The sequence below is a fragment of the Duganella kummerowiae genome (assembly GCF_053572355.1).
Genome location: NZ_JBKFEH010000001.1, coordinates 18,663 through 31,950 on the forward strand (window position 1 = coordinate 18,663; position 13,288 = coordinate 31,950).

The window sequence follows — 13,288 nt, forward strand, 5'->3', positions numbered from 1 at the left end:
AAGCCTGCAATGTACGTGACTTCCAGCGGCAATAATTCGATCGATGCGCTTGCGGAAACCAGCTGGGCCATGGCGCCTGGCACCGCCATTTCCCTCACTTACAGTTTTCTTTCCGCGGCCGCGCGCGGCGCCGACGCCAGCGGCTTCGCGCCCATGAGCGCCGCCCAGCAGGCGGCAACCCGGGCCGCCATGGCGCTGTGGTCGAGCGTGGCCAGCATCACCTTCACCGAGGTGGCCTCGGGCGGCGACATCCAGCTCGGCACCAACGACCAGGGCAGCGCCAGCGGCGGCTATGCCTACCTGCCCACCGGCTATGCCAGCACCTCGGTCTACCTGAATAACAAGGGCGCCTACAACAGCACTTATACGCCCGGCAGCTACGGCCCGGCCGTGATCCTGCATGAACTCGGGCATGCGCTGGGACTCAAGCATCCGGGCAATTACAACAGCACCGGCTCGGGCAGCGAAGTGGGGCCGTATCTGCCTGCCACCACCGACAATACCGACTACACCATCATGTCGTACAACGATGGCTTTGCCAAAAGCGTGTTCGGCTACGACACCACGCCGATGATGTACGACATCCTGGCCATGCAATACCTGTATGGCGCCAATATGGGCTACCACACGGGCAACGAGGTCTATAGTTTCAACGACAGGAGCGCGCCACAGTGCATCTGGGACGCGGGCGGCAGCGATACCCTGGATTTCTCGGCCTGCACCCAGCAGGTGACCATCAACCTGAACGCGGGCAGCTTCAGCTCCTCCAGGGCAGGCGTAAACAATGTGTCGATCGCCTTTGGCGTCACCATGGAGCGCGCCGTCACCGGCAGCGGCGGCGCCACCGTCTATGCCAACAACGCCGGCAATACCATCGATGGCGGCAGTGGCGCCGACGTGGTCTACCTGGGCGCCGGCAACGACACCGTCAATGGCGGCGGCGGCAACGACACGGTGGTGTTCGGGCGCGGCTACGCCGACTACAGCATCAGCTCGGAGAACGGGGTGCTGGTGGTGCGCGGCGACGGTACCGATACCCTCACCGGCGTCGAGGTGTTGCAGTTCAGCGATGCATACGTATCGGTGGCCAGCCTGGGCCGGGCAGTGGCCGGCACCCCGGGCAACGACGTGCTAACGGCGGGCAATGGCAATGAAACCTTCAGCGGCGGCGCCGGGCTGGACACCGTCAACTACGCTGGCGCGCGAGGCAATTACACGGTGTACCGCGACGGCATGTACACCAAGGTGACCGACAAGGCCGGCGCAGGCGGTGTCGACCAGCTGGTTGGCATAGAGCGCATCCATTTTGGCGACGGCAGCATGGTGGCGCTGGACACCGGCGACCACGCCACGGCGGGCGCCGCCTACCGCCTGTACCAGGCCGCCTTCAACCGTGCCCCGGACAGCGGCGGGCTGGGATACTGGATCCATGTGCTGGACCAGGGCGCCACGCTGCAGGCGGTGGCCGAGGGCTTCATGCAGAGCGCGGAATTCATGGCCGCCTACGGAAGCAACCTGAACAATACCCAGTTGGTGACCCAGTTTTATAACAACATCCTGCACCGGGCCCCGGAAGCGGAGGGGCTGGCCTACTGGGTGGGCGTGCTGGACCAGGGCGCATCACGCGCCGCGGTGCTGGCCGATATGTCGGAATCGGGCGAGAACCAGATCGCGCTGCTGGCCACCGTGTATAACGGCATCGCTTATACGCCGTATTTCTGATCAGGACTGGTCGCCCTCTGCAGAGGGCAGGCTGATGCGGTTGCGGCCCATGTGCTTGGCCCGGTACAGGGCCGAGTCGGCGGTCGCCACCAGCAGGCTGGGATCGGTGTCCGGCGCCGCCAGCGCGGTGGCCGCGCCGATGCTCACTGTCACCACCTGGCGTGTGCTGCCCTGGTTGGGCAGGTGCAGCTGCTCGACCCGGCAGCGGATGCGCTCGGCCACGATGGCGGCGCCGCGCAGCGACTGGTTGGGCAGGATCACGGCGAATTCCTCGCCGCCGTAGCGCGCCACCAGGTCGTTGGCGCGCATCTCGCTGGCCACCGCGCCCGCGATGCGCTGCAGGCAGCCGTCGCCGCCCAGGTGGCCGTAGGCGTCGTTGTACTGCTTGAAATTGTCCACGTCCACCATCAGCAGCGACAGCGGCTGCTGGTGGCGCAGGGCGCGCTGCCACTCGGCCTGCAGGGTGTCGTCGAAGCAGCGCCGGTTGGCCAGGCCGGTCAGGGCGTCGCGCGTGGCCAGCTGTTCCAGCGCGATCTGGGCGTTCTTTTCCTCGGTAATGTCGCGCAGGGTTTCCACTACCGCCACCAGCTTGCTGTCGCCGTCGTAGATCGGGCTGGCGTCGGCCGCCAGGTAGCGGCGCCGGCCCACACGCGGCATGTCGCACCAGTTCTCGGCGCTCAGGTTGTCGCCGCCATCCTTGCGCCGCGTGTAGCGCTGGTACAGCGAGTGCATGTCGCCCAGCCGGCCCTGTATCACCAGGTCGGCCAGGGTGGGGCGCCGTTCGCCGTAGAAGGGCTGCCAGTGGTCGCTGGTGCCCAGCATTTCATAGGCCGGCACCCCGGTCAGGCGTTCGCAGGCCTTGTTCCAGATGATGACCCGGCCGGACAGGTCCAGCACGAAGGTGGGCACCACCAGCAGTTCCATCAGTTTCAAGGCGAAGCCGTGCGGCTGGTCGGGCGTCGGATGTTCCATGAGATGGTGGATTTTTTGGCTAAGGGGCATGGCTCGTCCTGGTATGGTGCGGGTCTTTGCGCGGTCTCAAGCGGTAAGGGTATCGACAGGGCCGGCGGGCGCTGGCCGGGATCGCGGCGCCGGTTCGGCGGCATCGTTACGGTGAGGGCAGCTCATGGCAGTACTCCTGGTCCGGATTTACATGCCTACCGACAATAGCGTAGTTGCCATTAGGAAGCATTGCGAATTATCAAGTCCAAGGCCGCCCACGGCCTGTTGTCGCGGTCCGGCCGGTGCTGGCTTATAATAGAGGGTTGCCATCCTGCTTTTTGGAACGACTGTGACCTATAGCATCAAAGAGATTTTCTACACCCTGCAGGGCGAAGGCGCGCACGCGGGCCGTCCCGCCGTGTTCTGCCGCTTTGCCGGGTGCAACCTGTGGACGGGCCGCGAGAGCGACCGCACCAGCGCCGTGTGCCAGTTCTGCGACACCGATTTCGTCGGCACCGACGGCGAGGGCGGCGGCAAGTTCGCGACCCCGGAGGCGGTGGCGGCCGCCATCGCCGCGCTGTGGCCGGCCAGCTACGCGGCCAGCAAATACGTGGTGTTCACGGGCGGCGAGCCGCTGCTGCAGCTGGATGATGCGCTGATCGCGGCCATGCATGCGGCCGGCTTCGAGATCGCCATCGAGACCAATGGCACCATCCCGGTGCCGGCGGGCGTGGACTGGATCTGCGTCAGCCCCAAGATGGGCTCCACCCTGGTGGTCCACCGAGGCAATGAAATCAAGGTGGTGATACCGCAGGCCAACCAGGACCTTTCCGCCTACGAGGACCTGGACTTCGGCCATTTCTTTGTCCAGCCCATGGACGGCCCGCTGGCCGCCTACAACACCACGCTGGCCATCGAGACCTGCAAGCGCAATCCCAAGTGGAAGCTGAGCCTGCAAACCCATAAACTGCTGCAAATACCCTGAGAGAGCCACCGTGCTGACCATTACCCGCAAGCTGGAGTTCGACGCCGGCCACCGCATCCCCGACCACAAGAGCCAGTGCCGCAACCTGCACGGCCACCGCTACACCCTGGAAATCACCTTGACCGGCAACATCATTACGCAGGAGGGCAATTCGGACAACGGCATGATCATGGACTTTTCCGACATCAAGGCGCTGGCCAAGGAGCACCTGGTCGATGTCTGGGACCACGCCTTCCTGGTGTACGAGAAGGATGAGGCGGTGCGCGGCTTCCTGGCCAGCCTGCCCAACCACAAGACGGTGGTGATAGACCGCATCCCGACCGTGGAAAACCTGGCCCACGTGGCCTTCGGCATCCTCAAGGCGGCCTACAAGGACCGCTACGGCACCGGCCTGCACCTGCACAAGCTGGTGCTGCACGAAACCCCCAACTGCTGGGCCGAGATCACCGATGCCTGAACTGCCGCCCGCCGCTGAAGTCTATATGCGCGAGGCGCTGGCCCAGGCTGGCCTGGCGCGCGACCATGGCGAGGTGCCGGTGGGCGCGGTGGTGGTCAAGGATGGCGTGGTGATCGCGCGCGGCTACAACCAGCCCATAGGCCGCCACGACCCGACCGCGCATGCGGAAATCGTGGCCCTGCGCGCGGCTGCCGAGGCGCTGGGCAATTACCGCCTGCCGGGCTGCGAACTGTATGTGACGCTGGAGCCGTGCGCCATGTGCTCGGGCGCCATCATGCATGCGCGCTTGGCGCGCGTGGTGTATGGCGCGCCCGATCCCAAGACCGGCGCCTGCGGCTCGGTGGTCAACCTGTTCGACCAGGCCTTGCTGAACCATCACACGGCCACCGAGTCCGGCCTGCTGGGCGAGGAGTGCGGCGCCATGCTGAAGGACTTTTTCGCCGCGCGCCGGGCCGCCGCCGCGGCTGCGCGCAAGGCCGCCGCGCAAAACTGAGCGCGCGCTGCCGGCCTTGATCGCGTTTCCCCGTGACGGTAAGATGGCGCACCAGCTTGCGCGGCTGCCCGTGCTGCGCGCCGGCAGCCGCGCCAACCATTGATCGGAACACGTTTGAGCGACAAGAACATCGGCATCGCGATTGCCGCCCTGGGCGGCTATGCCCTGGATGAGACGGCCCTGCATGCCGGCATCGCCCGCCTGGAGCGTCAGGGCTGCACGGTGCACAACTACTACGAACCGGAACACAAGTTCCAGCGCTTCGCCGGCACCGATGCCGGCCGCCTGGCCCAGCTGAACGCGGCCGCTGCCGACCCGGACGTGCAGGTGGTGCTGGCGCTGCGCGGCGGCTACGGCATGACGCGCCTGCTGCCGCACATCGATTTCCGCGCCATGGCCGACAGCGGCAAGCTGTTCGTCGGCTACAGCGATTTCACGGCCTTCCACATGGGGTTGATGCAGGCCACCGGCCGCAGCAGTTTTGCCGGACCCATGGTCTGCGACGACTTCATCCGCCCCGAACCGGTGGAGTACACGCTCAGGCAGTTCTGGGATTGCCTGCGCGGCCCGGTGCACAGCGTGCGCGGCACGGCGGCCGGCAATCCGCTGGTCGATGTCAGCGGCAAGCTATGGGGCGGCAACCTGGCCATGCTGTGCAGCCTGCTGGGCACGCCGTACTTCGCGCCGCTGGCAGGCGGCATCGTGTTTTTGGAAGATATCAACGAGCATCCGTACCGGGTCGAGCGCATGCTGCTGCAGCTGTGGCAGGCCGGCGCCTTCGATGGCCAGCGCGCCCTGGTGCTGGGCGACTTTTCCGGCTACAAGCTGACCCCGGCCGACCGCGACTACGATTTTGCCGCCATGCTGGCCTATGTGCGCCAGGTGCTGCCGCTGCCGGTGCTGACCGGGCTGCCGTTCGGCCATATCCGCGAGCGCTGCACCCTGCCGTTTGGCGGCATGGCGCGCCTGGTGTCGGACCACGATGGCTTCGATCTGGCCATCAGCGACTATCCGACCTTGTGATCACTGCTCGCGCTTGACCTTGGGCGACTGGTTGGTGCCCTCGATTTCCATGAACATGGTGCCGAAGTAGTTGCGCACGATACGCACCTTGACGTCCTGGCGGTCGGGCAGGCTGGCGTCGCTGCCATCGACGATGCGCCACACCTGGCCGTTGGCCAGCTTGATACGCTGGTTGCCGGACCAGCCGCCGAAGGTGCCGGGGATGGTGCTTTCGATGAACCTGGCTTCGGCAGGCGCTTTTTCCACTTCTTTTTTCCTGGCTTCGGTCAGGCCGAAACGCTGTTCCGCAGTCATTGCGGGCGCCGCGGCGGCAGCAGGAGCCGCGGCGGCGGCTTGCGCTGCGGCCGCACGCGGGGCGGTGCCGGCCGGAATGGCGTCATAGCAGGCCACGCGGGCGCCGGTGTCGGCAATGGCGCGGCAGCGCAGCAGGGCGGCGTCATCGGCCGCCATGGCCGCGCCTGAAACTAAAGTCAACAGCAGCAGAGCTTTCATTGAAATCCTTGAGGGTGTACTGGGACAGGCTAGCCTGGACGGCGTAGCTTACCAGTTCCCCAATTCAATATTCAAGGGATCTGGTGATGGTGATGGTAAGTCCATGTTTTTAAAAGGATAACCCGTTCTCACCATGGATTGCTGTATAATTTTGCCTTTATGCCTCACCTAATCCGCAAAGTCCATTCCCTATGCTATCCACAGCAAACATCACGATGCAGTTCGGCGCCAAGCCGCTGTTTGAAAACATCTCCGTCAAGTTCGGCGAAGGCAACCGCTATGGCCTGATCGGCGCCAACGGCTGCGGCAAGTCCACCTTCATGAAGATCCTGGGCGGCGACCTGGAGCCGTCGGCCGGCAACGTGATGCTGGATGTGAACGAGCGCCTGGGCAAGCTGCGCCAGGACCAGTTCGCGTATGAGGACATGCGCGTGCTGGACGTGGTAATGATGGGCCACACCGAGATGTGGGCCGCCATGGCCGAGCGCGACGCCATCTACGCCAACCCGGACGCCACCGACGACGACTACATGAAAGCGGCCGAACTGGAAGGCAAGGTGGCCGAGTACGACGGCTACACGGCCGAGGCGCGCGCCGGCGAACTGCTGCTGGGCGTGGGCATCGCCATCGAGCTGCACCAGGGCCTCATGAGCGCGGTGGCGCCGGGCTGGAAGCTGCGCGTGCTGCTGGCCCAGGCCCTGTTCTCGAATCCCGACATCCTGCTGCTGGACGAACCGACCAACAACCTGGACATCAACACCATCCGCTGGCTGGAGGACGTGCTCAACGAGCGCAACTCCACCATGATCATCATCTCGCACGACCGCCACTTCCTGAACCAGGTCTGCACCCACGTGGCCGACATGGACTACGGCACCCTGAAGATCTATCCCGGCAACTACGACGACTACATGCTGGCCTCGACCCAGGCCCGCAACCAGCAGCTGGCCAACAATGCCAAGGCCAAGGAAAAGGTGGCCGAGCTGCAGGACTTCGTGCGGCGCTTTTCGGCCAACAAGTCCAAGGCCCGCCAGGCCACCTCGCGCCTCAAGCAGATCGACAAGATCAAGGTGGACGACATCAAGCCGTCCTCGCGCGCCTATCCCTTCGTGCGCTTCGAAGGCGAGAAGAAGCTGCACCGCCTGGCGGTGGAAGTGGACGGCATCAGCAAGAAATACGACCGCACCCTGTTCAACAACTTCAGCATCATGGTGGAAGCGGGCGAACGCATCGCCATCATTGGCGCCAACGGCGCCGGTAAAACCACGCTGCTGCGCTGCATAGGCGGCCAGGAAATCGCCGGACTGTCGGCCGACCACGGCGTGGTCAAGTGGGCCGAGAACGCCAACGTCGGCTACATGCCTCAGGACCCCACCGAGGAATTCGCGGCCGGCCAGACCCTGACCGACTGGATGGGACAGTGGACCAAGGAAGGCGACGACGACCAGGCCGTGCGCTCCATCCTGGGCCGCCTGCTGTTCGGCGGCGACGAGGTGAAGAAATCCGTCAAGGTGCTGTCCGGCGGCGAAAAGGGCCGCATGATGTACGGTAAGCTCATGCTGGGCCGCCACAACGTGCTGCTGCTGGACGAGCCGACCAACCACATGGACATGGAATCCATCGAGTCGCTCAACATCGCGCTGGACAAGTACGCCGGCACCCTGATCTTCGTGTCGCACGACCGCGAGTTCGTGTCCTCGCTGGCCAACCGCATCATCGAGATCAAGGAAAACGAAGTGATCGACTACCGCGGCAACTACGAAGAATACCTGAGCAGCCAGGGCATCGCCTGATACACACATGCAAACCGTCGAAATCAAATCCGTCGAGTACGAACATCCGCAAGACGGCGCCAGCTGCGTGGCCCATGCCTGGGCCCGCACGCCAGCCGCCCTGGACCAGGCCGAGCGTACGGCCCTGAAAGCGCGTATCAAGCAGCTGCTGAAAGAGAAGGGCGCCGTGCTGGTGTCGCACTACTACGTGGACGCCGACCTGCAGGACCTGGCCGAGGAAACCGGCGGCTGCGTCTCCGATTCGCTGGAAATGGCGCGCTTCGGGCGCGACCACGCGGCCCAGACGCTGATCGTGGCCGGGGTGCGCTTCATGGGCGAAACGGCCAAGATCCTGAGCCCGGAAAAGCGCATCATGATGCCGGACCTGGACGCCACCTGCTCGCTGGACCTGGGCTGCCCGGCCGACGAATTCAGCGCCTTTTGCGACGCCCATCCGGACCGCACCGTGGTGGTGTACGCCAACACCAGCGCCGCCGTCAAGGCGCGCGCCGACTGGATGGTGACGTCCTCCATCGGCCTGGAGATCGTCCAGCACCTGCACGCCCAGGGCAAGAAGATCCTGTGGGCGCCGGACAAGCACCTGGGTTCCTACATCCAGAAGCAGACCGGGGCCGACATGCTGCTGTGGCAGGGTTCCTGCCTGGTGCACGATGAATTCAAGGGCGTCGAGCTGGAGCTGCTGAAAGCCCAGTACCCGCAGGCCAAGGTGCTGGTGCACCCGGAGTCGCCCGCCAACGTGGTGGCGCTGGCCGACGTGGTGGGGTCCACCACCCAGATCATCAACGCCGCCGTGGAGTCGGATGCCGACACCTTCATCGTCGCCACCGACAACGGCATCCTGCACAAGATGCGCGCCGCGGCGCCGGGCAAGCGCTTCATCGAGGCGCCCACGGCCGGCAACAGCGCCACCTGCAAGAGCTGCGCGCACTGCCCGTGGATGGCCATGAACGGCCTGAAAAACCTGGCCGAGCTGCTGGAAACCATGGACAGCAACCACGCCAACGATATCCACGTCGATCCCGAGACCGGCAAGCAGGCCGTGACCTCGATCACGCGCATGCTCGATTTCGCCGCGGCCCGCAAGGCCAAGGTGCAGCCGGGCCCGGACCTGGCGCAGGAAGCCCAACTCTTTTCCGGTATCGGTCCCGCATGAGCACCCTGATCAATCCCCATGCGCCGTTCGACGATGCGCTCAAGGCCGCGTTCGAAGCCAACCTGCTGGCGGCGCTGCTGGAAGACGTCGGTAGCGGCGACCTGACCGGCCTGCTGGTGCCGGAAGGTGGCACAGCCCAGGCGCGCGTGATCGTGCGCGAACCCGCCGTGCTGTGCGGCGCGCCCTGGTTCGAGGGCGTCATGGACTGCCTGGACGCCGGCATTGCCATCGACTGGAAGTACGCGGAAGGCGACCTGATGGCTGCTGATAGCGTGGTGTGCACCATCGAGGGGCCGGCGCGCGCCCTGTTGACGGCCGAGCGCAGCGCGCTCAACTTCCTGCAACTGCTGTCCGGCGTGGCCACCGCCACGCGCCGCTACGTGGACGTGATCGCCGGCACCCGCGCCGCCATCCTGGACACCCGTAAGACCATGCCCGGCCTGCGCCAGGCGCAAAAGTATGCGGTGCGGGTGGGCGGTGGCCAGAACCAGCGCATGGCCCTGTACGACGGCATCCTGATCAAGGAAAACCATATCGCGGCGGCGGGCGGCATCACGGCCGCCGTGGCGGCCGCCAAGCGCCTGGACAAGAAAGTGTCCATCCAGGTCGAAGTGGAAAGCCTGGCCGAGCTGGAGGAGGCGCTGACCGCCGGCGCCGCTTCCATCCTGCTGGATAACTTCGACACGGACATGATGCGCGCCGCCGTGCAGCTCAACGCCGGCCGCGCCCTGCTGGAAGCGTCCGGCGGCATCAACTTCGGGACCGTGCGCGCCATTGCCGAGACCGGAGTGGACCGCATCTCGATCGGCAGCCTGACCAAGGACGTGCGCGCGACCGACTACTCGCTGCGCATCGTCGGCTGAGCGGCATGCAAGCGCGGTGAGCGAACGGTCCAGCCTGCACCTGCCATACCGGCGTCGCCTGCTGCTGGCGCTGGGCGCCTTGCTGCCCGCCGCCGGGCCATTGCCGGCCGCGCCGCGCGAGCGGCGCGTGGTGCGCGTGGTAGGCAGCCAGTTCGCCCGCATCTTCGAGCGCACGGCCGATGGCGCTTACACCGGTCTGGGCGTGGACGTAGCGCGGCAGGTGCTGGCCGAGATGGGCTGCGAGGCGCGCATCGATATCTATCCCTGGAAGCGGGCGCAAGCCATGGTGGCGCAGGGCCAGGCCGATCTGCTGGTCGGCCCCTACAAATCGGCCGAGCGGCTGGCCGTGATGGCCTTCACCGAGCACGCCTTCTACCAGGATCAGATCGTGTTCTACGGCCGGGTGCAGGGACCGCCGGCCTGGAATGGCGCCTTGGCGTCCTTGCAGGGCAAGCGTGTGGCGGTGATTAACGGCTGGGCCTATGGCGAGGTGTTCGAAGCGGTCCGGCCACGCATGCAGGTCAGCGTGACCAACACGGTGGAAAGCGGCCTGAATATGCTGGCACACAGCCACGTGGACCTGTTCGCGGCCAACCGCCGCAACGTGGCGCCGGTGCTGCTGGCCATGGGCCTGCGCGGCATGCTGGTGGAACTGGCGCCCGCCATCGATGTGCAGCGCGCTTATTTCGCTTTTCCCCAGCTGCCGGCCCATGACGAACTGCGGCGCGCCTTCGACCGCACCCTGGGCCAGCTGCTGGCGCGCGGCGAGCTGCATAAGCTCGCGCGCAGGTACGATCTCACCCTGCCCTGAGGTCCTTGCGCATGCGGGCCAGCGGCACTTGCACGCCGCCCGGCAGCGATACCTCGAACCGCTCCACGATCTCGAAGCCGCTGGCCAGGTAGAGCGGCACGCCAGGCAGGGTGCCGGCCAGTTCCAGCGCGCCGAAGCCGGCCTGCAGGGCCTGGGCCGTGCAGTGCTCGAGCAGCATGCGGCCCAGGCCGCGCCTGGCGGCGTCGGGCGCCACGAAGAAGGCGCGGATACGTCCCGGCTCGGTGGCCGGATCGAGCAGGGGATCGGAACCCTGCTTGTGCTTGTCGGCGCCAAACAGGGTGGCGCGCTTGCTCCAGCCGCCGCAGGCCGCCAGCTTGCCGTCCTGTTCGATCACATAATAGGTCTGGTCGGCCACCAGTTGGGTGTCGACCCCGAACACGTGGCGGGTCACGGCCTCGGCTTGTTCAGGCGTGTAGAAGCCCTGGCTCAATTCGATGCCGGAGCGGGCGATCAGGGCTTCCATGGCGGGGATGTCGTCCTCGCGCGCCAGGCGCAGGCTGGCCATGGACGCCATGCTGAACCAGGCCTGGGCAATGCGGCCATCACGCACCTGATAGATGGCCGCCATCTCCATGCGGGCCGCTCCCGGCGCGCCGCTGCTGGTGACGCTGCTGGTGACGATCTCGTGGTCGATCACGAGGTCGCCGGCGGCGATGCGGTTGAGCAGACGCGCCTGTGGGCGGCTGAGCGCGAAACGCTCGCGGAAGCGCGCCTCGATCTGCGGCCGTCCGGCCACCATCAGCGTGTCCGGATGCTGGAACAGCCGGGCGTCCTCGGCGTAAATGGCGGCCAGGGCTTGCGCATCGTTGGCGTTGTAGGCCGCGAACTGGGCCTCGACCACCTGCAGTGGCGTGTCCATCTCAGCGCCGCGCCGGGGTAAGGATGGTGGGCAAGGCCTTGGGCAGGGTCTCCGGATAGTCGCGGCTGTAATGCAGGCCGCGGCTTTCGCGGCGCAGCAGCGCGCTGTTGACGATCAGGGAGGCCACCTCGACCAGGTTGCGCAGCTCCAGCAGGTCGTGGGTGACGCGGAAGTTGCGGTAATACTCGTCGATCTCTTCCTTCAGCAGGGCGATGCGGTGCTGGGCGCGCTCCAGGCGCTTGGTGGTGCGCACGATGCCTACGTAGTTCCACATGAAGCGGCGCAGCTCGTCCCAGTTGTGGGCGATCACCACTTCCTCGTCGGCGTCGGTGACACGGCTTTCATCCCAGTCCGGCAGGTAGGGCACTTCGCCTTTTTCCTTGGATGCGATGTCCTGGGCGCAGGCGCGTCCCACCACCACGCACTCCAGTAGGGAGTTGCTGGCCAGGCGGTTGGCGCCGTGCAGGCCGGTGCAGGCGGTTTCGCCCACGGCGTACAGGCCGGGCAGGTCGGTGCGCCCCATCAGGTCGGTGACCACGCCGCCGCAGGTGTAGTGGGCGGCGGGCACGATGGGGATCGGTTCCTTGGTGATGTCGATACCCAGCTCCAGGCAACGCGCGTAGATGGTGGGGAAGTGCTCGATCAGGAATTCACGCGGCTTGTGGCTGATGTCCAGGTGCACGTAATCGAGGCCGCGCTTCTTGATCTCGAAGTCGATGGCGCGCGCCACCACGTCGCGCGGGGCCAGCTCGGCGCGCTCGTCGTGGGCCAGCATGAAGCGGAAACCGGCGTGCGGACCGGCTTCCGGCGGCAGCTTGAGCAAGCCGCCCTCGCCGCGGATGGCTTCCGTGATCAGGAAGGACTTGGCATACGGGTGGTACAAACAGGTCGGGTGAAACTGGATGAACTCCATGTTCGAGACCCGGCAGCCGGCGCGCCAGGCCATGGCGATGCCGTCGCCGCTGGCGGTGTCGGGATTGGTGGTGTACAGGTAGACCTTGCCGGCGCCGCCGGTGGCCATCACGGTGTGCTCGGCGGCGAAGGTGTGCACCTGGCCGCTGCGCTCGTCCTGCACGTACAGGCCGTGGCAGCGGGGCTGCGAGCCCTTCTTGACCGGGTGCAGCTTGTCGGAGGTGATCAGGTCGATTGCGCAGTGGTGCTCGAACAGGGTGATGTTGGGATGGGCGCGCACCTTTTCTTCCAGCGTGACCTGGACCGCGTGGCCGGTGGCGTCGGCCGCGTGGATGATGCGGCGCTGGCTGTGGCCGCCTTCGCGGGTCAGGTGGAAGCCCAGTTCGGCGCTGGCGTCGCGGGTGAAGGGCACGCCCTGGTCGATCAGCCACTCGATGGCTTCGCGGCCGTGCTCGACGATGAAGCGGGTGGCGCCCTCATCGCACAGGCCGCCGCCGGCCACCAGGGTATCGTCTATGTGCTGCTCATGGCTGTCGCCGGAATCAAGCACGGCGGCAATGCCGCCCTGGGCCCAGTTGCTGGCGCCATCCTGCAGGGCGCGCTTGGAAATGATGGCCACGGTGCGGGTCTCGGCCAGGTGCAGGGCCACCGACAGGCCGGCCAGGCCGCTGCCTACGATTGCTACATCAAATTTCATGATTCTATGGTCAATATTTGCTGTGAACAGGCATGACTATAGACCATTTGTCACGCAGACGTCAC

The 13,288-nt window shown here is 66.0% G+C and carries 13 protein-coding genes; 9 read left to right on the top strand and 4 right to left on the bottom strand.

Annotation, left to right across the window (positions count from 1 at the left end; genetic code table 11):
* Positions 1-9 precede the first annotated feature (9 nt).
* Positions 10-1,722 (top strand): DUF4214 domain-containing protein, encoded by a 1,713-nt coding sequence (locus ACLB1G_RS00105; RefSeq protein ID WP_491625133.1) that lies wholly within the window; start codon positions 10-12, stop codon positions 1,720-1,722.
* On the opposite strand, the gene ACLB1G_RS00110 is transcribed toward ACLB1G_RS00105, so the two are convergent.
* On the bottom strand, positions 1,723-2,724 hold the full coding sequence (locus ACLB1G_RS00110; RefSeq protein WP_491625134.1) for a sensor domain-containing diguanylate cyclase: 1,002 nt from the start codon (positions 2,722-2,724) through the stop codon (positions 1,723-1,725).
* Positions 2,725-3,013: 289 nt separating this feature from the next.
* Between ACLB1G_RS00110 and queE the strand changes: the two genes are divergently transcribed.
* The 4 genes from queE to ldcA all read left to right on the top strand — a co-directional run bounded on the left by queE (position 3,014) and on the right by ldcA (position 5,622).
* The gene (gene queE, locus ACLB1G_RS00115; RefSeq protein ID WP_491625135.1) at positions 3,014-3,649 is read left to right on the top strand and encodes a 7-carboxy-7-deazaguanine synthase; all 636 of its coding nucleotides are present in this window, start codon (positions 3,014-3,016) and stop codon (positions 3,647-3,649) included.
* Between the two features lie 10 nt (positions 3,650-3,659).
* Entirely contained in the window at positions 3,660-4,106 is a 447-nt protein-coding gene (gene queD, locus ACLB1G_RS00120) for a 6-carboxytetrahydropterin synthase QueD (RefSeq protein WP_491625136.1), read from the top strand.
* Positions 4,099-4,599 carry a tRNA adenosine(34) deaminase TadA gene (gene tadA / locus ACLB1G_RS00125; RefSeq protein WP_491625137.1) on the top strand — a complete coding sequence of 167 codons (501 nt, stop codon included), beginning with the start codon at positions 4,099-4,101 and terminating at the stop codon, positions 4,597-4,599. The genes queD and tadA overlap by 8 nt, the downstream gene beginning before the upstream one ends.
* 114 nt (positions 4,600-4,713) lie before the next feature.
* The gene (ldcA, locus tag ACLB1G_RS00130; protein ID WP_491625138.1) at positions 4,714-5,622 is read left to right on the top strand and encodes a muramoyltetrapeptide carboxypeptidase; all 909 of its coding nucleotides are present in this window, start codon (positions 4,714-4,716) and stop codon (positions 5,620-5,622) included.
* On the opposite strand, the gene ACLB1G_RS00135 is transcribed toward ldcA, so the two are convergent.
* On the bottom strand, positions 5,623-6,114 hold the full coding sequence (locus tag ACLB1G_RS00135) for a hypothetical protein (RefSeq protein ID WP_491625139.1): 492 nt from the start codon (positions 6,112-6,114) through the stop codon (positions 5,623-5,625). It lies immediately after the preceding gene.
* Positions 6,115-6,305: 191 nt separating this feature from the next.
* On the opposite strand from ACLB1G_RS00135, the gene ACLB1G_RS00140 reads away from it, so the two are divergent.
* From ACLB1G_RS00140 to ACLB1G_RS00155, 4 genes are read left to right on the top strand one after another with little or no spacing between them, the layout of a single operon-like run.
* Positions 6,306-7,907: an ABC-F family ATPase gene (locus tag ACLB1G_RS00140; RefSeq protein WP_491625140.1), complete on the top strand. Its 1,602-nt coding sequence runs from the start codon at positions 6,306-6,308 to the stop codon at positions 7,905-7,907.
* A 7-nt stretch (positions 7,908-7,914) separates the two neighbouring features.
* A complete protein-coding gene (gene nadA, locus ACLB1G_RS00145; protein WP_491625141.1) occupies positions 7,915-9,060 on the top strand; it encodes a quinolinate synthase NadA in 1,146 nt (381 codons plus the stop codon).
* Positions 9,057-9,923, top strand: a complete 867-nt coding sequence (nadC, locus tag ACLB1G_RS00150; protein WP_491625142.1) for a carboxylating nicotinate-nucleotide diphosphorylase — start codon at positions 9,057-9,059, stop codon at positions 9,921-9,923. The genes nadA and nadC overlap by 4 nt, the downstream gene beginning before the upstream one ends.
* Before the next feature lie 16 nt (positions 9,924-9,939).
* Positions 9,940-10,734: a substrate-binding periplasmic protein gene (locus ACLB1G_RS00155; RefSeq protein WP_491625143.1), complete on the top strand. Its 795-nt coding sequence runs from the start codon at positions 9,940-9,942 to the stop codon at positions 10,732-10,734.
* Here ACLB1G_RS00155 and ACLB1G_RS00160 read toward each other — a convergent pair.
* Together ACLB1G_RS00160 and nadB are read right to left on the bottom strand one after the other, a co-directional pair.
* Positions 10,721-11,614, bottom strand: coding sequence for a GNAT family N-acetyltransferase (locus ACLB1G_RS00160; RefSeq protein ID WP_491625144.1), 894 nt, complete (start codon positions 11,612-11,614; stop codon positions 10,721-10,723). The two genes, ACLB1G_RS00155 and ACLB1G_RS00160, sit on opposite strands and share 14 nt — an antisense overlap.
* Position 11,615: 1 nt before the next feature.
* The gene (nadB, locus tag ACLB1G_RS00165; protein ID WP_491625145.1) at positions 11,616-13,223 is read right to left on the bottom strand and encodes an L-aspartate oxidase; all 1,608 of its coding nucleotides are present in this window, start codon (positions 13,221-13,223) and stop codon (positions 11,616-11,618) included.
* Positions 13,224-13,288 lie beyond the last annotated feature (65 nt).

Excerpts from the sequence above, each read along its gene's own strand:
- ACLB1G_RS00105 (WP_491625133.1), top strand. The coding sequence starts at position 10 with ATGTACGTGACTTCCAGCGGCAATAATTCGATCGATGCGCTTGCGGAA.
- ACLB1G_RS00110 (WP_491625134.1), bottom strand. The coding sequence starts at position 2,724 with ATGCCCCTTAGCCAAAAAATCCACCATCTCATGGAACATCCGACGCCC.
- tadA (WP_491625137.1), top strand. The coding sequence starts at position 4,099 with ATGCCTGAACTGCCGCCCGCCGCTGAAGTCTATATGCGCGAGGCGCTG.
- ACLB1G_RS00135 (WP_491625139.1), bottom strand. The coding sequence starts at position 6,114 with ATGAAAGCTCTGCTGCTGTTGACTTTAGTTTCAGGCGCGGCCATGGCG.
- ACLB1G_RS00140 (WP_491625140.1), top strand. The coding sequence starts at position 6,306 with ATGCTATCCACAGCAAACATCACGATGCAGTTCGGCGCCAAGCCGCTG.
- nadA (WP_491625141.1), top strand. The coding sequence starts at position 7,915 with ATGCAAACCGTCGAAATCAAATCCGTCGAGTACGAACATCCGCAAGAC.
- nadC (WP_491625142.1), top strand. The coding sequence starts at position 9,057 with ATGAGCACCCTGATCAATCCCCATGCGCCGTTCGACGATGCGCTCAAG.
- ACLB1G_RS00160 (WP_491625144.1), bottom strand. The coding sequence starts at position 11,614 with ATGGACACGCCACTGCAGGTGGTCGAGGCCCAGTTCGCGGCCTACAAC.
- nadB (WP_491625145.1), bottom strand. The coding sequence starts at position 13,223 with ATGAAATTTGATGTAGCAATCGTAGGCAGCGGCCTGGCCGGCCTGTCG.